The sequence below is a fragment of the Pseudomonas sp. GW821-FHT03E01 genome (assembly GCF_059420765.1).
This window is the reverse complement of record NZ_JBWKUI010000012.1, coordinates 235,596-254,786: the sequence shown is the minus strand read 5'-3', so window position 1 is coordinate 254,786 and position 19,191 is coordinate 235,596. Positions and strand designations below refer to the sequence as shown.

The following is a 19,191-nucleotide window of genomic DNA, read 5'->3' as shown; positions in this document are numbered from 1 at the left end:
ACCCTGGCCAGCAGCACCGTCGACCTCAGTCAAAGCAACCTGCAGAACGTCGAAGATGTCACCGTCACCGGCCTCGGTGCCTTCACCGTGATCGGCAACGACCTGAACAACACCCTGCTCGGCAACGCCGCCGCCAACTTCCTCGACGGCAAGGCCGGGGCTGATACCCTGGACGGCGGGGCTGGCAACGACACCTACGTGGTCGACAACCTCGGCGACACGGTGATCGAACGCGGCACCTCGCTGGTCGAAATCGACACGGTCATGTCGTCGATCAGCTACACCCTGGGTAGCAACCTCGAGAACCTGACACTCACCGGCAGCGACAACCTCGACGCCACCGGCAACTCCTTGGGCAACCGTCTGACCGGTAACAGCGGCAATAACGTTCTGGATGGCGGAACCGGCGCCGACCTGATGATCGGCGGCACTGGCAACGACACTTATATCGTCGACAACCTCCAGGACGCGGTCACCGAGACCAGTACCCTGGCGAGCGAAATCGACACCGTACGTTCCTCGGTGAGCTGGACCCTGAGTGCCAACCTGGAAAACCTCACCCTCACCGGCAGCGACAACCTCACCGGTGTCGGCAACGCCCTGAATAACGTGCTGACCGGCAACAGTGGCAACAATGTGCTCAATGGTGGAGCAGGCAACGACCTGCTTGATGGTGGTATGGGCAATGACCTGCTGATAGGAGGTCTGGGCACAGACATCCTGACGGGCGGCTCTGGTGCCGACCGGTTTGTTTTCAATTTACTCAGTGAGCTGGGCAAAGGGGCAAACAGTGACGTCATCACCGACTTCAGCAGCCTACAGGGCGACAAGATCGACCTGTCAAAACTCGATGCCAATATGCTCACCACTGCGTTCAACGCCTTTACATTCATTGACTCGAATGCGTTCACAGGAGCAGGACAACTGCGTTTCGAGGATCATGTGTTGTACGGCAACGTCAACGGCAGGCTGGATGCAGATTTCGCAATCCAACTGGTAGGCGTCGATACCTTCAGTGCCAAGGACTTGGTAGTTTGACCAAGGTTTGAACAATACGCCCTGACCAATGTCGGGGTGTTTTGTTTTGTATCACCAAGACTGAACCCAAGCGCCAAGACTTGAACGCGAAAAATGTCGGGGGCCCCGTTCACCCCAACACCCCTAACTCTTTCGCCCGAGCCACGGCCTGCGTGCGCCGCTCAACACCTAATTTGCTGTTGATATGACTGGCATGGGTCTTGACCGTATGCAGCGAAATGAACAACTGATCACTGATTTCCTGATTCGAACATCCCTGCGCGATCAGCCGCAAAACCGCCAGTTCACGCGTACTGAGTTGTTCAGCAACAGGCGATGACTCAACCACTGGACGGGAGGCCATGGCCGGAAGCTTTTCCAGCAGATGCTGCGAAACCGGCGTCGGCGCACAGGGTTGAAGTTGCCCACGCAGCCAGTCCGGATGCTCGGCCAGTAATCGGTCAAACGGTTGCAGGACACCTCCGGCGGCCGCTTCCAAAGCCTGGGCCAGCGCCTTGCGGGCCTCGGGTTCGCGTCCGCCCGCCAACAACAGCGTAACGTTCTGATTCAGCGCCATCACGCTGAGCATCTGCCGACCGCTACGCTGACCGTGTTCATGCAGCGCATTCAGGCGCCCTTCGGCGAGCATGGGCTGGCCCTTCATCATGTCCAGCACCGCCTGTTGCAACTCAATGTGCAGCGGTAGTTGTGGATGGAATTCCGGGGGGGCAGCCGGGTGCTCGCCGTTATAGGTCTGGCCCAGTCGCGCAAGCCAGGCTTCGGCCAGATCGGTGCGACCCTGAGCCAGCCAGAGTTCACATTTGACCAGGGTAATCATCGCCAGATAGTAAATCGGCGGGACGTCCCAGATGTGCATCAGGCGCTCGGCCTCGGCAAGTTCGGCGAAGGCCTTCGCGAATTCGCCGCTGTTGCCCTCCAGCCGGGCAATAACACAGTGGCCGATCAGTACGCTGATGTCACGACAGGCCCTGGCTTCACCCAACCCCGCGAGTAAACGTGCCCGCGCGGCCTGGGGTTGCAAGCGCAGCGCCAGCAAAAAACCCTCGTACAAGGTCAGGCGTGCACGCACCGCATAGAGTCGTTGAGGGGATAAACCTTGCAGGCGTTGCAACCCCTGACGGACTTCATCCAGTGAACGAAGAATCTCCCCGCGCGCTTGCAATACCCGGGCGCGGTCGTAATGAGCCAAGGCCTCGAACAACGGATTGCCAACGCGCTGTGCCAACTCCAGCGAATCACGATTCAACCCCCGGGCACGCCACAAGTCGCCATCGGCAATCGCCAGATTGGACAATGTCGACAGGCACATCAGTCGCTGTCCATACCGTTTGGCCGGCAGGCTTTCCAGTGCTTCAGCGCAATAGAGCATGGTCAGCTCGCGATTGCCTCGCCCCCGGGCAATGATCCCGCTCAGGGCCAGCCATTGCGCCAGCATGGATTTTTGCGCAGTAGCCGACGGCGCCGGCAGGAAGCGGCTCAGGTGACTGGCCAGCTCTTCGGCGGCGTCCAGTTGACAGGCCAGCCCCAATGCCCAGCTGTAGAGCACGATCAGCCGTGGCGTGCTGATTAACAGGCTATCGGGCAAGTCCATTTTCCAGCGCAGCAACATGCCGACGTTCTGCTCGGCCAGCAGTTGCTCTTCAGAAAGGTTTTGCACCAGATTCGCCGCGACATCCAGATGCCCGGCGCGCAACGCCTGCTCCACCGCCTCATCGAGTAGCCCTTGGGCGTTGAACCAGCGGCAGGCGCGCAGGTGCAAGCTGGCCGTCGGCACCATCGCCTGGGCGGTGGGCCGGCTGCGCAACAGATCGGAAAAAAGGTGGTGATAGCGATACCAGTGACCGTGTTCGTCCAACGGCACCAGGAACACCTGATGCGCCAGCAGGAAACGCAGGATTTCGGCGCTGTCATGGGCTTCGCGCACAGCGTCGCACAGCTCACTGCAAAAGCGCTCCTGGGGCGCGGTGTCGTACAGGAATGACTGCACCTCGGCGGGCAGGCAATCGATGACTTCTTCGAGCAGGTAATCGCGAATCAGTCCTTCCCCGCCGTACAGCGACTGGGGCAATGCCCCCTCGCTGCCCACCTCGGAGGCCGCCAAGAGCCAGAAGCGCAGCCCTGCCACCCAGCCTTCGCTACGCTGGATCAAATTCTCCAGCGCCTCGCCACGCAATGAAATGCTGTGTCGATCCAGCAGGCTCAGGGCTTCATCATGGGTCAACCGAAGATCCTGCTCATGCAACTCGAGCAGTTGCCGCGACAGCCGCAGGCGTGCCAGATGCCAGTCCGGACGCTGCCGACTGGTGACCATGACCAACAGGCCATCGGGTAAATGATTGAGGAAAAACTGCAGACAACGATCGAGCACCGGGCCCTGGGCCAGATGATAGTCATCAAGTACCAACAGCAGCGGCGTGTTGGGTGAGAGGTGCACGGCCAGTTCATCGAGCAAACCGTCCAGCCATTCTTCAAAGGCGAACGGTTGATGACGTTGGCGCATTTTCAGCAGCCCCAACGCCTGGCTGCCCAGTTGTGGAAAGTAGTCCTGAAGACCTTCGAGCAGGCGCTCAAGAAAACGGCCGGGATCACTGTCCCGCAGACTCAAGCCCAGCCACAGGCTTTGCCAGTGATCCGGCAACCCCTGACAAAACTCCACCGCCAATGAACTCTTGCCGAACCCTGCCGGCGCGCTGACCAGCAACAGCCTGCCACCGAGACCTGCACTCAGGCGCTCGCACAGACGCGGCCGCAGCACATGGCCGGCGGGCAGCGGAGGCCGGAAAAAACGCCCGTCCAGTGCCGCGACGGCAACGCTTGCAGGGCCCGGAAGTGGGGACAGATCAGTCATGGCCGGCTCTTGTTTGAAATACTGATGGCGGCGTTACAGATGTCCGCAGCCTAGCGGTAAACGAAGAGCTATTGAAGGTTATTGCTACAAATGGCTACAAAAAGACTACGAGCAAAAATGTCGGTAAACCGGACAGCCACACCGGACAACGATCTTTATGAACTGCCAAAAAAACGCCCCGAACCAGTCGGGGCGTTTTTTCGAGGATGCGGCCTCGGGTTACAACGTTTTAGCGAACGCCTTCCTGACGCAACGCGGCCGGAGTGAAGTCGGCGGTACTGGCGGTGAAGCCGAAGTTATAGGCCGACTTCTCTTCGTTCTTCATGCCCAGTGCCAGGTAGCGGCCCGATTGCAGGTCGTACAAGGTTTCGAGGGCGTACCACGGCACTTGTTTGTCGTAGTAGTTCTCGGAGTGAGCTTCGGCGACGCGCCACAGTTGCCCGCGACCGTCGTAGTGGTCGACCACTGCCGCCTGCCAGGTGTCTTCGTCAATGTAGAAGTCACGTTTGGCGTAGATGTGACGCTGACCTTCCTTAAGCGTCGCGACCACATGCCAGACCCGGCGCAGTTCATAGCGAGCCAGGTCCTGGTTGATGTGACCAGCCTTGATGATGTCGGCGTACTTCAGCTGTGGCGAATCGAGCTTGTAGCTGTCGGAGGCGATGTACATCTCTTTCTTGCCTTCGAGCTTCCAGTCATAGCGATCCGGCGCACCGTTGTACATGTCCAGGTTGTCGGAGGTACGCAGGCCATCGGCAGCGGTACCCGGCCCGTCATAGGACACTTGCGGCGCACGACGCACTCGGCGCTGCCCGGCGTTGTAGACCCACGCCGAACGCGGCTCTTTCACCTGGTCGAGGGTTTCGTGCACCAGCAGCACGCCACCGGCCAGACGAGCCGGCGCGGTCACTTTCTGCTTGAAGTAGAACAGAATGTTGCCCGGGTTCTTCGGGTCGTAATCCTTCATCCTGTCGCGGAACACGAACTGGTCCTCGAAGTACACCAGGCTGAACGAGCCGTTCGCCTGCGGCGTGGCCTGGGTTATCAGACGGGTCACACTGCCGCCGCGATAACGGGTGATATGGTTCCAGATGACTTCAACGCCACTTTTCGGAATCGGAAACGGGATCGCGGTTTCGAAGTTCTCCAGACCATTACCACCGGACACCAGGTTAGTGTTGGTAGCGTTCTTCTTGATGGAGGCAAACACCTCATCCGGCACAGTGGCGCCACGATGGGACGGGTAGACCGGCATCTTGAAGGTTTCCGGGTAGCGCTTGAACATCGCGTACTGGCCCGGCGCGAGTTTGTCCTTGTACTGGTCGACGTTCTGCGCGGTGATGGTGAACAGCGGTTTTTCACTCGCGAACGGATCAGACAGAAAACCCTTGCTGTCCACGCTACCGGCGTTTTTTGGCATCGGTTTCCAGGCCGGGATCGAGCCGTCGGCGTTGCCTGCCATCTCGGCCCCCATGGGGGTCAGGCTCTTGCCCAGCTTGTCCGCTTCGGCCGCAGGGACCGCCGCCATGACAGCGGTCGCCAGCAGCGAAAGCCCCAGAACACCAACATGGAACAGACTCTTTGTTATTTTCATAAATGTGTTCGTCCTGAAAATGCAGTGCTTAGAAGTTCACGCCGAAGCTGAGCGCAACGAAGTCGCGGTCATCTACGGTGGTGTACTTGCCGTCAAAGAAGTTGGTGTACGCCAGGCTCGCGGTGTAGGTGTTCTGGTATTCGGCATCGAGCCCCAGGCTTACCGCTTTACGACCTTCCTCGAAGTTGCCGCCAGGGCCTGGCGAGTAACCGCTCACGTCGTGGGACCAGGCCACGTTCGGCTTGAGGTTCACACCGGCGAATACGTCGGGGTATTCCCAAATGGCCCGGGCGCGATAACCCCACGAAGTAGCCGTAGTGAAGCCGTCGTTGTTGCAATTGCGGCTGCGGTTGTTGGTAGCGGCACCCGCGCCGGCACCATTGATGGTGCTGGTGTTGAGGATCGCCGAGCAGGTATCGAGGCCACCGGTGGACGGCAGTTCGCCAGGCCCGTAGACCGGGTCACGGCCATAACGGACGTCAGAGGTACTTTCCAGGCCTCCGACGTGGGTCACGCCCACTTCGCCCACCAGGGTCAGGCGGCTGGCGCCCATGACCTGATCGAAGAAGTGCGTCAGGGTGGTCTGGAACTGGGTGATTTCCTTGCGGCGATAGCCGTGCAAGTCCTGACCCGGCACACCGTTAAGCAGCGAAGCATTGGTCAGGGTGCCGCCCAATGGACGCACGCCGGCGAACAGAATGTCGGTGGAGTTGAGCTGCACCGGCGCGTTCGGACGATAGCTGAGCTCACCGCTCCACGCCGTGCCGGTAGGCAAGGTGGTGGAGAAGCTCAAGCCGTAGAGGCGGATGTCTTCCGGGTACTCGACGAAGTAGTTCGAGTTACCCGCGACCACCAACGGCGCCAGAGCCCGAAGCGCCCCCGGCAAGGCCGCTGCCTGCGCATAGGCCGATGCTGGAGCCCCCGTAGCGCTGAAGATCGGCGCACGGCTGTGGTAGTTCATGAAGTAAGCACCGAACTCGGTGTCCAGCGGCTCGAACATGTATTTGAGGGACGCGCCCCACTGGCCACTGTCCCGTGCATCGCGATCAGGGCCACGACGCACCAGTACACCTTCGTCGTTAACGTCGACGCCCAGCCTGGCCAATGTGGGCAAGGCGGCGCCCGGAATGGTCGAACGCTTGTTCAGCACGCGCAGGTTGTTGTCGCAACCGTCGGCAATGATGTCGGGCTGGGAGAAAAAGGTGCCGCAGTTATCGACGACGGTCTGGTCCCATTCCAGTTGATAAAAGGCTTCGGCCGACAGAGTGTCGGTGAGGCTCTGGGACACGTAGAACATGTTGACCGGGATCAGACCTTCCTTGACCTCGGCGCCGGGACGACGAAACGCGGAGACGTCGATCGGGTTGATCGAGTTGATGCCGCCGCCGATGAAAGTACTTTCACCCCAGCTCACAACCTGCTTGCCCAGACGCACGGAACCCGGCTGATCGGCAATGGAGTAGTTGTGGTAGACGAAGGCGTCGAGGAGCTCGCCGCCGGAGGATTTGGCGCCTTCCTTGCGGTTGCTGTCGCTGATGTCCTTGAATTCGCGGCTTTCATCCTTGAGTTCGAAGTCGTACCAGTATTTGCCTCGGACGAAGACACCGGTGTCGCCGTATTTCAATTCAAGGTCATGAATACCCTTGAAGATCTTCGAGAAGGTTTCGCCACTCTTGAAGTTGGCGTGACCGTCATCGGACGTCTGGGACAGGCCATGGCCCCCGTTATTGACGCCGATCAGGTTTTTGTTGGGACTCTGAGTAGACCAACTGGCTCCGATCGACAGGGATGAGTCGAATTGACCTTCGATTTCACCAACGTTGAAACTGACGCCGAATGCGGGCCCGGCGAGCGAAGAGGCAAGACTGACCGCCAGGGGCAGTTTCGCCCGGCGCCAGAACTGGTTTACTGATGTCATCGACGCTACTCCATGTGCATTATTGTTATGGCTTAGTACTTTTAAAAACGCTGTGGGTAACCGGAAGCCAAGCGGTCCGAAGTCACTCCAAAGTTGCATCGCCCCGTTTATTGCGTGAGCTCCGTTCTTAAAAATCCTTGAGCGGACTATAGCCAGCAGGTAGTAGTGCTTGATCCCTCTAAAGTGTGATTTGCGCTGCCGGCCACCCTGGAACAGTCCTTTCGCCAGTCCGACACATGTCGGCACGGCAAGGATGGCTGAAAATTCGGATTTCACAAGCCAAGCGCTTGCTTGGTGGCTCTGGCGTGCCCTTTCGGGCACGCCAGATGACGCTTAAAGCGTCGAGAGGAAGGTGCTGTTGTTGGCCTGCCATTCGGTGATGTCGACGCGGATACGCTTCTTGTCGAGCTTGCCGACGCTGGTCTTGGGAATTTCAGTAACAACGGCGATCTGACTCGGGATAGCCCACTTGCTCAGGTGCCCCTGTTCAACGTACGGCTTGAGGTGCTCCTTGAGTTCCCTGGCCCCGATCTGATGCCCTTCGCGAACCACCAACAGCGCAAATGGGCGCTCGCCCCACTGCGGATCGGCGATGCCCACTACTGCTACCTCACGTACCGCAGGGTGGCGACTGATCAGGTCTTCCAGGTCCAGGGAAGAGATCCACTCGCCACCGGTCTTGATCACATCCTTGATCCGGTCACGGATGTCGATCACGCCCATGCTGTCCAGGGTTGCCACGTCGCCGGTGTGCAGCCAGCCCCCGGCCCAGAGCTCGGCGCCTTTTTGCGGCTCGTTGAAGTAACCCTCGGTGAGCCACGGCGCACGCAGCACCAGTTCGCCCTGGGTTTCACCATCGGCAGGCAGGAAGTTGCCCTCGGTGTCGACGATTGCCGCCTCGACCAACGGCCCCGGCACACCAGCCTTGATCCGGTAGGTGGTGCGTTCGTCTTCGGTGCCGGCCATCAGCTCATCGTTGAGGTGGGCGCATGATACCAATGGCCCGGTCTCCGACATGCCATAGGCGGCGGTCAATTGGATGCCCTTGGCCTTGGCGGCGTCGTACAGCGCATGGTTGAGCGCACTGCCGCCGATGACGATTTTCCAGCCACCGAAATCGACGTTTTGCGCCGCCTTGGCATTGAGGACCATTTGCAGAATGGTCGGCACGCAGTGGGAAAAGCTCACCTTCTCCTTGCGCCACAGCTCCACCAGATACTCGGGGTCGTAACGGCCCGGATAAACCTGCTTGAGCCCGAGCATGGTCGCCACATACGGCAAGCCCCAGGCATGCACATGGAACATCGGGGTGATCGGCATGTACACGTCGTTGGTGCCCAACAGCCGCACGCTGTCGATGGCGCCCATGATGGTCGCCACGCCCATGGTATGCAGCACCAGTTGCCGATGGGTGAAATACACGCCTTTGGGGTTACCGGTGGTGCCGGTGGTGTAGAACGTGGTGGCCACCGAGTTTTCGTCGAAGTCCTGGAAGTCGTACTGCGGGCTCGCCGCGGCCAGCAGTTGCTCGTACTCGCCGACAAGGTTCGGCAACTCGGCAGTTTTTTCCGGCAAGTCGGTCAGCAGCAGGGTTTTCTCCACCGTGGTCAGGTGCCCGGCAATCGCCTTGTACAAACCGACGAACTCGCTGTTGACCAGCACAAAGCGGTCCTCGGCGTGGTTCATGGTGTAAAGAATCTGTTCTGGCGACAGCCGCACGTTAATGGTGTGGATCACCGCGCCGATCATCGGGATGGCGAACATGCACTCCAGGTAGCGATGGCTGTCCCAGTCCATTACCGCCACGGTATCCCCGGCCTTCACGCCGGCCTCTGTCAGCACATTGGCCAGCCGCGCAACCCGCTCGATCAGGGTCGGATAGCTGTAGCGCAACTGATCGCGGTAGATGATTTCGCGAGTTTTTTCGTAACGGGCGCCTGACATCAGCAGCCGTTTAATCAACAGCGGATACTGGTAAGCGCCCTCGGCTGGAGGAATAACGCGAGTCTGCAACATAAGAGTCCCTTTTTGACTGCACAGTCTTGGCTGCTAAAGCTAAGCACTCTAGAGGCCTTGAACGCCAGCCAAATCAGCCAAAGGTATGATTTGCAGAGCCGTACAAATGCTAGCTTTACGCCAGCACTTGCGAGAATTCGTCAGCCGTTACGCCATTTTTCCTACGGCAGCCTCGGCCGGTGTCCGGGGGAAAACCATTGCAGCCACGAAGGTCAACGCCGCAATACTCGCCAATATCAGGTAAAGACCTACAAAACCTTGGCGCGGTTCGACGAACGAAATCAGCGGAATCGCGGTAGCACTGGCACCGAACGATAAACAGTAACGCAGCGCGAAGACTCGGGATTGCCATTGCGGCGCGACAAAGTTGGCGACCATCGCATCATTCACCGTGACCTGGCCAAACACCACGAACATGAACGCAGCACCCAGCACGATCACGGCCCAGCCGTCGACATAGGCCAACCCGAACAACAGTGGCGCCTGGCACAGCGTCAACACTATGAACGGCCATTTCAGACTGAAACGATGCAAGACCCGGCCGATGCTCAACTGCGCCACGGCGCCGAAGGCATACGCCAGGCTGACCACGACGCCAAGGATTTGCGGTGAAGTAAACAAATCGTGCAGGCGTTCCTGAAACAATTTCGGATAGGTCATGGTCGTGGCGTTGAACACCACACCGCCGGTCGCGGTAGCCAAGGCCAGTACGCCGAACACCATGACCATGGAAATCCGCTGACCGGCCGCATCTTTGAGCGGTGTGTGCGCACGCTTGGGGATCGGTTCTTCGCGCACCTGAAACGCGAAACCGATGCCCAGCCCAATCGCCACCACGCCAGGCAAAACGAATGCCGAACGCCAGCCGAGTTGCGCCACCAGCAACCCGGTGATCAGCGCCGAAAACGCCACGCCAAGGTTGCCCCACATGCCGTTGATACCGATTTCGCGGCCCCGGTTGTGCGCGTAAGCCACCAGCATCGCGGTGCCCACCGGGTGATAGATCGCGGCGAAAATACCGATCAGCGTCAGGCCGATTACCAGCATCGGTGCGCTGCTGCTCACGCCGGTAAAGATCGCCGAAGCGCCAATGCCGAAAAAAAACACCAGCATCATTTTCCGTCGGCTCCAGCGATCCCCCAGCCAGCCGGCCGGCAGCGAACAGGCGCCAAAGGCAATAAAGCCGCCGAGAGACAGGCCGATCAGCGCGGCGTAGTCCAGTGCGAAGGCCTGGGTCATGCCGAGAACGGCGGCGGGAAAAATCAGCATGAACATGTGATCGATCACATGGGCTGCGTTGATATAGCGGAGGACATTTCTGGACTGGTTCATCGCGGCACGCTTACGTTGTAGTGAGCGGCTTATGCTAAGTTGGCGAAAAAGAGTAATCCTGACAACAAAGTCATTGGATCTGACATGTTAATCAGCCATTTCCTGCACGGGCCGGTCAGCGCCTATCCGCGAGATTACGTGGACGGTGCTCACCAGGAACTGCATCAACACCGCGAAGCTCAGTTGCTGTACGCCGTTTGCGGCACCATGCGAGTGGTCACCGCACAAGGTGCCTGGGTCATTCCACCAACCCGAGCCGTGTGGATTCCGCCATTGGTGGCGCATGAAATTTTCATGTCGGGCGAGGTGCGCATGCGTTCGCTGTTCATTGCCCCCGAACTGTCGCCGCCAACGCTGCAACAGTGCTGTGTGCTGGCCGTCACGCCGCTGCTGCGCGAGCTGATCCTGCGCGCGGTGCAAGGTCCGCGACACGCGGAAAACTCATTGATTCAGAAGCTGATGCTGGAAGAGATCGCCAGCCTGGAAAACCTCCCGCTACACATTCCAATGCCCGAGGACCGACGCCTGCTGGGCATCTGCATGGCGCTGCTGCGCACACCGAATCACTCCAACACCCTGGAAGACTGGGCACAACAGGTCGGCGCCAGCTCTCGAACCTTGGCGCGGCTGTTCCAGCAGCAACTGAAGATGAATTTCAATGCCTGGCGCCAGCAACTGCGCCTGATGGAAGCCCTGCCGCGTCTGCTCGCCGGGGAAAGCGTGCAGAGCGTGGCGCGCGACCTGGGCTACGGCAGTGCTCGGGCGTTCAGCGCAATGTTTCGCCGTTTGCTCGGGGAAAACCCTCGGGAATACCTGAACGCGCTGAACAAATTGAGCGAACTCAATCCCCCGTAGACACTCAGCGCGATCAATGCATCTCGGTGAACGCGAGTTTCACGCCGATGGCGATCAGCACCGCGCCCATGGTCCGGTCGAACCAGTGGCCCATGCGGGCGAAACCGGCGCGCACGCGTTGTTGACTGAACAACATCGCCACCAGGCAAAACCAGAGCGCCGTTGCCGCTGCCAGATAGATCCCGTAACCGGCCTGTACCGCCAGCGGCGTGTGCGGGTTGATCACCACGGTGAACAGCGACAGGAAAAACAGCGTGGCCTTCGGGTTCAGGCCATTGGTCACGAACCCCGCAGTGAAGGCGCCCCGCGCGGTGCGCTCACCCGCTTCCTGGTGCAGATCGTCAGCCGCAGGTTTGGCCGGTTGCGCGCGCAGGGCCTTGTAGCCGATGTACAGCAGGTACGCGGCAGCGGCCCATTTCAAGGCGTTGAACAGCACGATCGACTGAGACACGATCAACCCGATCCCCAGCAGCGAATAACCGACGTGCAGGAAAATCGCCGAACCAACGCCCAGCGCCGTCCAGGTCCCGGCGCGGCGACCGTGAGTCACGCTCTCTCGCACCACCACGGCGAAATCCGGGCCGGGGCTTGCAACAGCCAGCAGGTGAATCAGCGCAACGGTCAAGAATTCTGTCCAGTACATGGGGGCTCCCTTTGGCCAAGCGTAACTGCTTGTTTCATCTGGTAGGCTCGGCAGATTACGCCTTCAGTTCAACGCACAAAAGGTACAGTTGATGACGAACTCTCGCCGCGCCGTTTTCCTTGACCATCCGTCCCTGGACCTCGGCGATCTCGACCTCAGCCCACTACGCGAGTGCTTCAGCGACTTGCAGCTGTTCGCCCAGACCACGCCTGCGCAGGTGATCGAACGCCTCAAAGGCGCCACTGTCGCCATCACCAATAAAATCCTGATTGATGCGGCGGCCATGGCGGCCAGCCCCGAGTTGAAGTTGATCCTGATCACCGCCACCGGCACCAACAATGTCGACCTTGCTGCAGCCCGCGCCCACGGAATCGCTGTTTGCAATTGCCAGGGTTACGGCACGCCGTCGGTGGCTCAGCACACGATCATGTTGTTACTGAACCTGGCGACGCGCCTGGCCGACTATCAAAAAGCCGTCGCCGAAGGTCGCTGGCAACAGGCGAAACAGTTCTGCCTGCTGGATTACCCGATCGTCGAACTCGAAGGCAAAACCCTCGGTTTGCTCGGCCACGGTGAACTGGGCGGTGCCGTCGCGCGGCTGGCCGAAGCGTTCGGCATGCGCGTCTTGTTGGGGCAGATTCCGGGCCGCCCTGCCCGCCCGGACCGCTTGCCGCTGGACGAACTGCTGCCGCAAATCGACGCCCTGACCCTGCATTGCCCGCTCAACGAACACACCCGACACTTCATCGGTGCCCGTGAACTGGCCTCGATGAAGCCCGGTGCTTTCGTGGTCAACACCGCGCGAGGCGGCTTGATCGACGAACAAGCATTGGCCGACGCCCTGCGCAACGGCCACTTGGGCGGCGCGGCCACCGACGTGTTGAGTGTCGAACCACCGACTGCGGGCAATCCGCTGCTGGCCCAGGACATTCCACGGCTGATTGTCACTCCGCACAACGCCTGGGGTAGCCGCGAGGCGCGGCAGCGAATCGTTGGCCAGTTGACGGAAAACGCTCAGGCTTACTTCAGCGGTAAAGCGCTGCGGGTCGTCAGTTGATAAACTGCGGCACTTTTTTTCAAGGAGCAGAGTATGGATCCGCGCAGTGAAGTACTGCTTCGTCAGGCCGAGTTGTTCCAGGGTTCGGTGCTGCTGGCCGGTTTACCCGCCGACGACTTACTGGGTCGCCTGCCCGATGCCCACGGCTGGTGCTGGCACGCCGGCGATCAAGCAGCACTGGACGCCCGTTTCGCCGGGCGCAGCCATTTTGGCGTGAATGCGCCCGAGCGCGAATTCGACAGCGCTGTGGTGTTTCTGCCCAAGTCCAAGGACCTGACCGACTATATCCTCAACGCCCTCGCCTCTCGTCTGGCCGGTCGTGAGTTGTATCTGGTCGGCGAAAAACGCAGCGGCATCGAAGGCGCGGCCAAGCAGTTGAACCCCTTCGGAAAACCACGCAAGCTCGACAGCGCACGGCATTGCCAGCTCTGGCAGGTCACCGTGGCCAATGCTCCAGAAGCCAAATCGCTGGAAAGCCTGGCCCAGACCTATGAACTGCCATTGGCCGAAGGGCCGTTGAAAGTCATCAGCCTGCCGGGCGTGTTCAGCCACGGTCGACTGGATCGCGGCAGCGCCCTGCTGCTGGAACATCTGGACAAACTGCCCAGCGGCCACCTGCTGGACTTCGGTTGCGGTGCAGGCGTGCTGGGGGCAGCGGTCAAGCGGCGTTACCCGCACAACCAGGTCACCTTGCTCGATGTCGACGCATTTGCCGCCGCCAGCAGTCGCCTGACCCTGGCCGCCAACGGTCTGGAAGCGGAAGTGCTGACCGGTGACGGCATCGACGCAGCGCCCATGGGCTTGAGCGCGATTCTGAGTAATCCACCGTTCCATGTCGGCGTACACACCGACTACTTCGCCACAGAGAACTTGCTGCGAAAAGCAGCTAAACATCTGAAAAATGGCGGCGAACTGCGGTTGGTTGCCAACAGTTTCCTGAAGTATCAGCCGCTGATCGAAGAGCACTTGGGCGCGTGTGCGATCAAGGCTGAAGGACAGGGTTTTAGAATCTACCGGGCCAAGCGTGGCTGAAAACGCTTTTGTAAAAGAAGGCTTGCCCATTCGGATTTGCCTAGGCAGAATCCGCTCCGTCCTAGGGGAGTAGTCTCCCACGAGCGCCATGCTCGTCCGGCATACGTCAACATACTTGGTCCTCAGACCATGGCGTATGCGACCCACGCGTCCGCATCAGACGGATCGCAGGGTTTGACAAGACCTATGACACGAACACCTTACCCGGGGCGGGAAGGCTGTACGTGTCATAGCCGTGTCGACCCGCCCCTTAGGAAAACCCTGATGATGCTGGACTCTCTACTCGTTCCCACCGCAATCGTTGCCTTGGCCGAAATCGGCGACAAGACGCAACTGCTCGCACTCATTCTCGCTGCCCGCTTTCGCAAACCCTGGCCGATCATCGCCGGCATCGTCGCCGCGACCCTGGCCAACCACGCGGCGGCCGGTGCGGTAGGCGCCTGGTTCGGCAGTTTCTTCTCGAATGCGACGCTTCACTGGATCCTCGCCGCCAGCTTCGCCGCCACGGCGCTGTGGACACTGGTGCCGGACAAGATGGACGAAGACGAAGCCAGCACCGCCCGCAAGTTCGGACCGTTCCTGACCACGCTGATTGCGTTCTTCCTCGCGGAGATGGGCGACAAGACTCAGGTTGCGACCGTGATGCTCGCCGCGCAATACCCGGATCTGTGGCTGGTGATCCTCGGCACCACCGCCGGGATGTTGATTGCCAACGTGCCGGTGGTACTGGCGGGTAATTTTGCAGCGGAAAAACTGCCTCTGACTTTGATCCGTCGCCTGGCGGCGTCGGCGTTCTTCATCCTGGCGATTGTCGCGGTGTACAAGGCGATGCAGAGCAGTGGCTGGGTTTGACCCTGGATCTGGTGAGTAACAGATTGTGGCGAGGGGGCGCTCCGACAAGCCTCCTCGCCACAAGCCTCAGCACTTGATGATCAGGATTTCCTGGCTTTCTCGTACAACGGCATGACTTTCGGAATCGCCGCCTGCAACGACGCAATCCGACTGGCCGACGCCGGGTGAGTGCTCAAGAACTCTGGCGGTGCGCCTTCCGAGGCTTTGCTCATTTTGTTCCACAGGGTGATCGCAGAGTTCGGGTTGTATCCAGCGCGGGCGGCCAGTTCGAGGCCGATCAAGTCGGCTTCGTTTTCGTTCTCGCGACTGTTGGGCAAGGTCATGCCGTATTTGGCCACGGTGTCCGCCAGGGCCAGGCTGTCCTGCCCCAGACCGAGCAACGCACCGGCGCCCTGCTTGGCCATTTCGAGACCATAAGCCCTGGACATCGCTTCACGACTGTGCTCGCGCAAGGCGTGAGCGATTTCATGGCCAATGATGGCGGCTATTTCGTCGTCAGTGAGTTGCAGGGTGTCGATCAGCCCGCTGTAGAAAATGATCTTGCCGCCAGGCCCGCAGGAGGCATTCAGCTCATCGCTCTTGATCAGGTTCACTTCCCATTGCCACTGGGCCGAATCCGGACGAAACACCGGTGCCTGGGCAATCAGGCGATTGGAGATGGCCTGGACGCGCTTCGCATTGTTACTGGATTTATCCAGCACGCCTTTGGTGCTCGCCTCCCCGATGGTCTGTTGATAAGACTGGGCGTACATCTGGTTGACCTCAGAGGTCGACAACATACTGAACATGTATTGCGTGCGCTCAACGCCCACGGCGCCACCGCTGGTGGTGTTGACCGACTGACAACCGGCAAGCAGCAGACTTGCACTCAGTGCACACAAAACCAATGTCTTACTCATCAAGAAGCTCCCTGGAAACATGCCGCGTATCCTAGGTGGGGATTTGTATCGGCGCCAGATACAACGGACGTGTAGCACGTACATTTCAGACAAAGCCCCGATTACCGTAGGAAAAAATTCACACAACAGCGTCCACCGCGGCTGATCACGGCCAGCAATGATTCATTTACGACATCCAGCACTCTAAAACAGCCAATTCGTTACACCTGGCTCATGCCCCACCGCCCCAGTGCCGATACAGCTCTGCAGACGTCCTCTTGCGTGCGGAGCACCCATGAAATTCAAGTCGATCCAGTTTTCCGTTGCCGCCCTGGCCGGCGCCATTGTGCTCAGCGTTGTCGCAGCCCTGGTGCTGTACGCGCTGTTTTCCGGCGCCCGGACCCAAGACATGGTCCAGCAACGGACTCAGGCGCAGTTTGAGCAAGTCATCGAACAGCGCCTGACGTCGCTGGCACAAACCCAGGTCAGCCAGATCCAGCGCGAACTCGAAGCACCGCTGCTGATTGCCGGCGGTCTGGTGCGGGTCAACGCATTGATCGGCACACCGGGCGCCGACGGCCAGCCGCAACTGAGCCTTAGCCGCGAGCAACTGATCAGCCTGATCAAGGAAAACGTCGCCCGGAACCCGAAAATTCTCGGCACCTACATTGGGTGGGAAAAAAACGCCCTCGACCACAACGATGCGGCCTACGTCGACACCAAAGTAGTCGGCATCGACGCCAGTAACGGGCGCTTCCTGCCATGGTGGTTCCGTAACGAAGACGGCAGCCTGGGCCTGGACAAACTGGTGGACGTCGACGACCAGAAAACCTTGTCCACCGGTGTGCGCGCCAGCGAGTACTACCTGTGCTCCAAGGAAACCAAAAAATCCTGCGTGATCGATCCGGCGCCCTACAAGGTTGGCGACAAGATCGTCATGCTCGCCTCCTTCATTGAACCGATCATGCTCAACGGCGCGTTCCAGGGCATCGTCGGCGCCGACCTGTCGGTGAACTTCATCCAGGAAATGCTCCTGGGGGCGAATCAGAAACTGTACAGCGGCGCCGGAGAAATGGCCTTGATCGGCGGTAACGGCCGGATCGTCGCTTACACCAAAGACCCGAGCAAATTCGGCGAAAAGGTCAGCGACATCCTCGACAGCAAGCAGATTGCCAATATGGCCAATCTCAAGCGTGGCGAAGTGACTTACACCGTCGACAAGGCCCAAGGCCGGATCGAGTTGTACCTGCCCTTCGGCATCGGCCAGACCGACGCCCGCTGGACCTTGATGCTGCAACTGCCGCTGAACGCAGTGATGGCCGACCTGCAAAAACTTCAGAGTGACCTGGACGCACAGCGCAAGTCCGACACCTTTGGCATGGCCATGGTCGGCCTGCTGATCGCCGGCATTGGTTTGTTGGTGATCTGGCTGGTGGGCCACGGCATTGCCCGGCCACTGAAGCAGATGGTGACCATGCTCGATGACATCGCCCAGGGCGAAGGCGACCTGACCCGCCGCCTGACCAGCGACCGCAGCGACGAACTGGGCTCGATCGCGAAGGGCTTCAACACCTTCCTGGCCAAGTTGCAGGCGATGATCACTCAAGTGGTGACTTCGGTGCAGAGCGTCAGCGACTCGTCGGAACACACCGCGGACATCGCCATTCGCACCAACATCGGTGTGCACAAACAAATGGCCGAGATCGATCAGGTCGCCACCGCCGTACACGAAATGACCGCCACCGCCCAGGACGTGGCGCGCAACGCCACCCAGGCCGCGCAAGCTGCCAGTCATGCAGATCAGGCGGCGGCACAAGGCATGCAAATCGTCCGGGATACGTCGAATTCGATTGGTGTTTTGGCCATCGAAATCGGCAAAGCCGTCGGCGTGGTGCAGACCCTGGCCAAGGACAGCGAAAACATCAACGCGATCCTGACGGCCATTCGCGGCATCGCCGAGCAGACCAACCTGCTCGCCTTGAACGCGGCCATCGAAGCCGCGCGGGCCGGTGAACAGGGTCGGGGTTTTGCGGTGGTGGCCGATGAAGTACGCAACCTGGCGCAGAAAACCCAGAAGGCCACGGAAGAAATCCAGACCATGATCCAGCAACTGCAACAAGGCACCCGCGATGTGGTGCGGGTCATGGAAGACAGTCAGAACCGCACCGACGAAAGCGTGCAGCACGCGGCGAAAGCGGCCCAAGCGCTGGAAACCATTACGCAAGCGGTGTCGGTGATCAACGACATGAACACCCAGATCGCCAGCGCCGCCGAGGAACAGAGCGCGGTGGCCGACGACATCAACCGCAACGTGATCAACATCGGGCAAGTAGCCAATGAAGTGGCTGGTGGTGCGGATGAATCGAGCGCAGCGAGTGCGGATTTGACCAAGTTGGCGGAACAGCAGCGCCGGTTGATCAATCAGTTCAAGGTTTAGGGTTCAATGACGCGGAGCGTCCATGGCTGCATTCCCACGCGGAGCGTGGGAACGATCATTACGCGCTCAGCCCGGGGTCAAACACTCCGGCCCATTGAGCTTCGGATCATTCACCATGTTCGCCAGCACCCGCTCGCGCAGCGCCGCGGGCTCGCTGGCCAGCAGCGCCTGCAAGGCATGTAGCGGGGTTTCAGGATTGAGCCAGGCTTCCTGCCCCGCCGCATCGAGAATCAACGGCCGACGCTGACTCGAAGCAGGTTGGGTGATTACCGCCGTACTCAGCCATACCTGCTCCTGCACCGGATATGCCTCCCAGATCGCCGCGAAGTACAGCGTCGAGCCCTCCCCCGGCGTCAGCCAGTATGGGCGTTTGCGCGTAGTGCCGCGCCACTCGTAAAAACCATTGGCCGGCAGCAGACAACGGCGCAGGCGCAAGGCTTCGCGAAACATCGGTTGTTCGGCAACGGTTTCGGCACGGGCATGGGCCGGCGTGCGGGACAGGTCGGTCAGCCACGGCGGCGTCAGGCCCCAGCGGGCGCGGGCCAACTCACGCTGCCCGTCTGCACCGGCACGCAGCATCAACACCGAATCGTTGGGAGAAATATTCCACTGGGCCTGCTGATCGGCGGGAAATCCGGGCAGGGCTGCGAAGGCGGGGTTCCAGCGAAACAGGGCATAACGTCCACACATG

Annotated in this window: 14 protein-coding genes, 1 pseudogene and 1 riboswitch; of the genes and pseudogenes, 7 read left to right on the top strand and 8 right to left on the bottom strand. The window is 60.0% G+C overall.

Annotated elements, in window-relative coordinates; translation table 11 throughout:
• Nucleotides 1-1,038 (top strand): calcium-binding protein (locus AC07VO_RS21255; protein ID WP_492573947.1); only part of this gene is annotated, 1,038 nt, incomplete at its 5' end.
• A 109-nt stretch (nucleotides 1,039-1,147) separates the two neighbouring features.
• Here AC07VO_RS21255 and AC07VO_RS21250 read toward each other — a convergent pair.
• From AC07VO_RS21250 to AC07VO_RS21230, 5 genes are all read right to left on the bottom strand, one after another.
• Nucleotides 1,148-3,886 carry a winged helix-turn-helix domain-containing protein gene (locus AC07VO_RS21250; protein ID WP_086946028.1) on the bottom strand — a complete coding sequence of 913 codons (2,739 nt, stop codon included), beginning with the start codon at nucleotides 3,884-3,886 and terminating at the stop codon, nucleotides 1,148-1,150.
• Nucleotides 3,887-4,115: 229 nt separating this feature from the next.
• On the bottom strand, nucleotides 4,116-5,480 hold the full coding sequence (locus AC07VO_RS21245) for a DUF1329 domain-containing protein (protein ID WP_018929604.1): 1,365 nt from the start codon (nucleotides 5,478-5,480) through the stop codon (nucleotides 4,116-4,118).
• Between the two features lie 28 nt (nucleotides 5,481-5,508).
• On the bottom strand, nucleotides 5,509-7,398 hold the full coding sequence (locus tag AC07VO_RS21240; protein WP_064616192.1) for a DUF1302 domain-containing protein: 1,890 nt from the start codon (nucleotides 7,396-7,398) through the stop codon (nucleotides 5,509-5,511).
• Nucleotides 7,399-7,731: 333 nt separating this feature from the next.
• Nucleotides 7,732-9,414: a fatty acid--CoA ligase gene (locus AC07VO_RS21235; RefSeq protein ID WP_018929602.1), complete on the bottom strand. Its 1,683-nt coding sequence runs from the start codon at nucleotides 9,412-9,414 to the stop codon at nucleotides 7,732-7,734.
• Between the two features lie 147 nt (nucleotides 9,415-9,561).
• Complete coding sequence (locus AC07VO_RS21230; RefSeq protein WP_086946027.1) at nucleotides 9,562-10,746, bottom strand: MFS transporter; 1,185 nt, start codon at nucleotides 10,744-10,746, stop codon at nucleotides 9,562-9,564.
• Between the two features lie 84 nt (nucleotides 10,747-10,830).
• Between AC07VO_RS21230 and AC07VO_RS21225 the strand changes: the two genes are divergently transcribed.
• Nucleotides 10,831-11,601, top strand: a complete 771-nt coding sequence (locus AC07VO_RS21225) for an AraC family transcriptional regulator (RefSeq protein ID WP_086946026.1) — start codon at nucleotides 10,831-10,833, stop codon at nucleotides 11,599-11,601.
• 13 nt (nucleotides 11,602-11,614) lie between these two features.
• Here AC07VO_RS21225 and AC07VO_RS21220 read toward each other — a convergent pair whose 3' ends face one another.
• Nucleotides 11,615-12,244 carry a LysE family translocator gene (locus AC07VO_RS21220; RefSeq protein ID WP_019582369.1) on the bottom strand — a complete coding sequence of 210 codons (630 nt, stop codon included), beginning with the start codon at nucleotides 12,242-12,244 and terminating at the stop codon, nucleotides 11,615-11,617.
• 91 nt (nucleotides 12,245-12,335) lie between these two features.
• On the opposite strand from AC07VO_RS21220, the gene AC07VO_RS21215 reads away from it, so the two are divergent.
• From AC07VO_RS21215 to AC07VO_RS21205, 3 genes are all read left to right on the top strand, one after another.
• On the top strand, nucleotides 12,336-13,301 hold the full coding sequence (locus tag AC07VO_RS21215) for a 2-hydroxyacid dehydrogenase (protein WP_086946025.1): 966 nt from the start codon (nucleotides 12,336-12,338) through the stop codon (nucleotides 13,299-13,301).
• 33 nt (nucleotides 13,302-13,334) lie between these two features.
• Nucleotides 13,335-14,333, top strand: coding sequence for a methyltransferase (locus AC07VO_RS21210; protein ID WP_064616188.1), 999 nt, complete (start codon nucleotides 13,335-13,337; stop codon nucleotides 14,331-14,333).
• 51 nt (nucleotides 14,334-14,384) lie between these two features.
• A riboswitch (yybP-ykoY riboswitch) is annotated at nucleotides 14,385-14,509 on the top strand.
• Nucleotides 14,510-14,600: 91 nt separating this feature from the next.
• On the top strand, nucleotides 14,601-15,185 hold the full coding sequence (locus tag AC07VO_RS21205; protein ID WP_026286682.1) for a TMEM165/GDT1 family protein: 585 nt from the start codon (nucleotides 14,601-14,603) through the stop codon (nucleotides 15,183-15,185).
• An 80-nt stretch (nucleotides 15,186-15,265) separates the two neighbouring features.
• Here the strand turns inward: AC07VO_RS21205 and AC07VO_RS21200 are convergent, their stop codons facing one another.
• The gene (locus tag AC07VO_RS21200) at nucleotides 15,266-16,084 is read right to left on the bottom strand and encodes a M48 family metallopeptidase (protein ID WP_018929596.1); all 819 of its coding nucleotides are present in this window, start codon (nucleotides 16,082-16,084) and stop codon (nucleotides 15,266-15,268) included.
• A gap of 274 nt (nucleotides 16,085-16,358) precedes the next feature.
• Between AC07VO_RS21200 and AC07VO_RS21195 the strand changes: the two are divergent.
• Together AC07VO_RS21195 and AC07VO_RS21190 are read left to right on the top strand one after the other, a co-directional pair.
• A pseudogene (locus AC07VO_RS21195) lies at nucleotides 16,359-17,645 on the top strand (methyl-accepting chemotaxis protein); the annotation flags it as partial.
• A gap of 12 nt (nucleotides 17,646-17,657) precedes the next feature.
• The gene (locus AC07VO_RS21190; RefSeq protein ID WP_370741153.1) at nucleotides 17,658-18,500 is read left to right on the top strand and encodes a methyl-accepting chemotaxis protein; all 843 of its coding nucleotides are present in this window, start codon (nucleotides 17,658-17,660) and stop codon (nucleotides 18,498-18,500) included.
• A gap of 66 nt (nucleotides 18,501-18,566) precedes the next feature.
• Here the strand turns inward: AC07VO_RS21190 and AC07VO_RS21185 are convergent, their stop codons facing one another.
• Nucleotides 18,567-19,190, bottom strand: coding sequence for an SOS response-associated peptidase (locus AC07VO_RS21185; protein ID WP_007939796.1), 624 nt, complete (start codon nucleotides 19,188-19,190; stop codon nucleotides 18,567-18,569).
• Between the last annotated feature and the right edge of the window lies 1 nt (nucleotide 19,191).

Excerpts from the sequence above, each read along its gene's own strand:
- AC07VO_RS21225 (WP_086946026.1), top strand. The coding sequence starts at position 10,831 with ATGTTAATCAGCCATTTCCTGCACGGGCCGGTCAGCGCCTATCCGCGA.
- AC07VO_RS21250 (WP_086946028.1), bottom strand. The coding sequence starts at position 3,886 with ATGACTGATCTGTCCCCACTTCCGGGCCCTGCAAGCGTTGCCGTCGCG.
- AC07VO_RS21185 (WP_007939796.1), bottom strand. The coding sequence starts at position 19,190 with ATGTGTGGACGTTATGCCCTGTTTCGCTGGAACCCCGCCTTCGCAGCC.
- AC07VO_RS21200 (WP_018929596.1), bottom strand. The coding sequence starts at position 16,084 with ATGAGTAAGACATTGGTTTTGTGTGCACTGAGTGCAAGTCTGCTGCTT.
- AC07VO_RS21240 (WP_064616192.1), bottom strand. The coding sequence starts at position 7,398 with ATGACATCAGTAAACCAGTTCTGGCGCCGGGCGAAACTGCCCCTGGCG.
- AC07VO_RS21215 (WP_086946025.1), top strand. The coding sequence starts at position 12,336 with ATGACGAACTCTCGCCGCGCCGTTTTCCTTGACCATCCGTCCCTGGAC.
- AC07VO_RS21190 (WP_370741153.1), top strand. The coding sequence starts at position 17,658 with ATGATCACTCAAGTGGTGACTTCGGTGCAGAGCGTCAGCGACTCGTCG.
- AC07VO_RS21210 (WP_064616188.1), top strand. The coding sequence starts at position 13,335 with ATGGATCCGCGCAGTGAAGTACTGCTTCGTCAGGCCGAGTTGTTCCAG.
- AC07VO_RS21235 (WP_018929602.1), bottom strand. The coding sequence starts at position 9,414 with ATGTTGCAGACTCGCGTTATTCCTCCAGCCGAGGGCGCTTACCAGTAT.
- AC07VO_RS21205 (WP_026286682.1), top strand. The coding sequence starts at position 14,601 with ATGCTGGACTCTCTACTCGTTCCCACCGCAATCGTTGCCTTGGCCGAA.
- AC07VO_RS21245 (WP_018929604.1), bottom strand. The coding sequence starts at position 5,480 with ATGAAAATAACAAAGAGTCTGTTCCATGTTGGTGTTCTGGGGCTTTCG.
- AC07VO_RS21230 (WP_086946027.1), bottom strand. The coding sequence starts at position 10,746 with ATGAACCAGTCCAGAAATGTCCTCCGCTATATCAACGCAGCCCATGTG.
- AC07VO_RS21220 (WP_019582369.1), bottom strand. The coding sequence starts at position 12,244 with ATGTACTGGACAGAATTCTTGACCGTTGCGCTGATTCACCTGCTGGCT.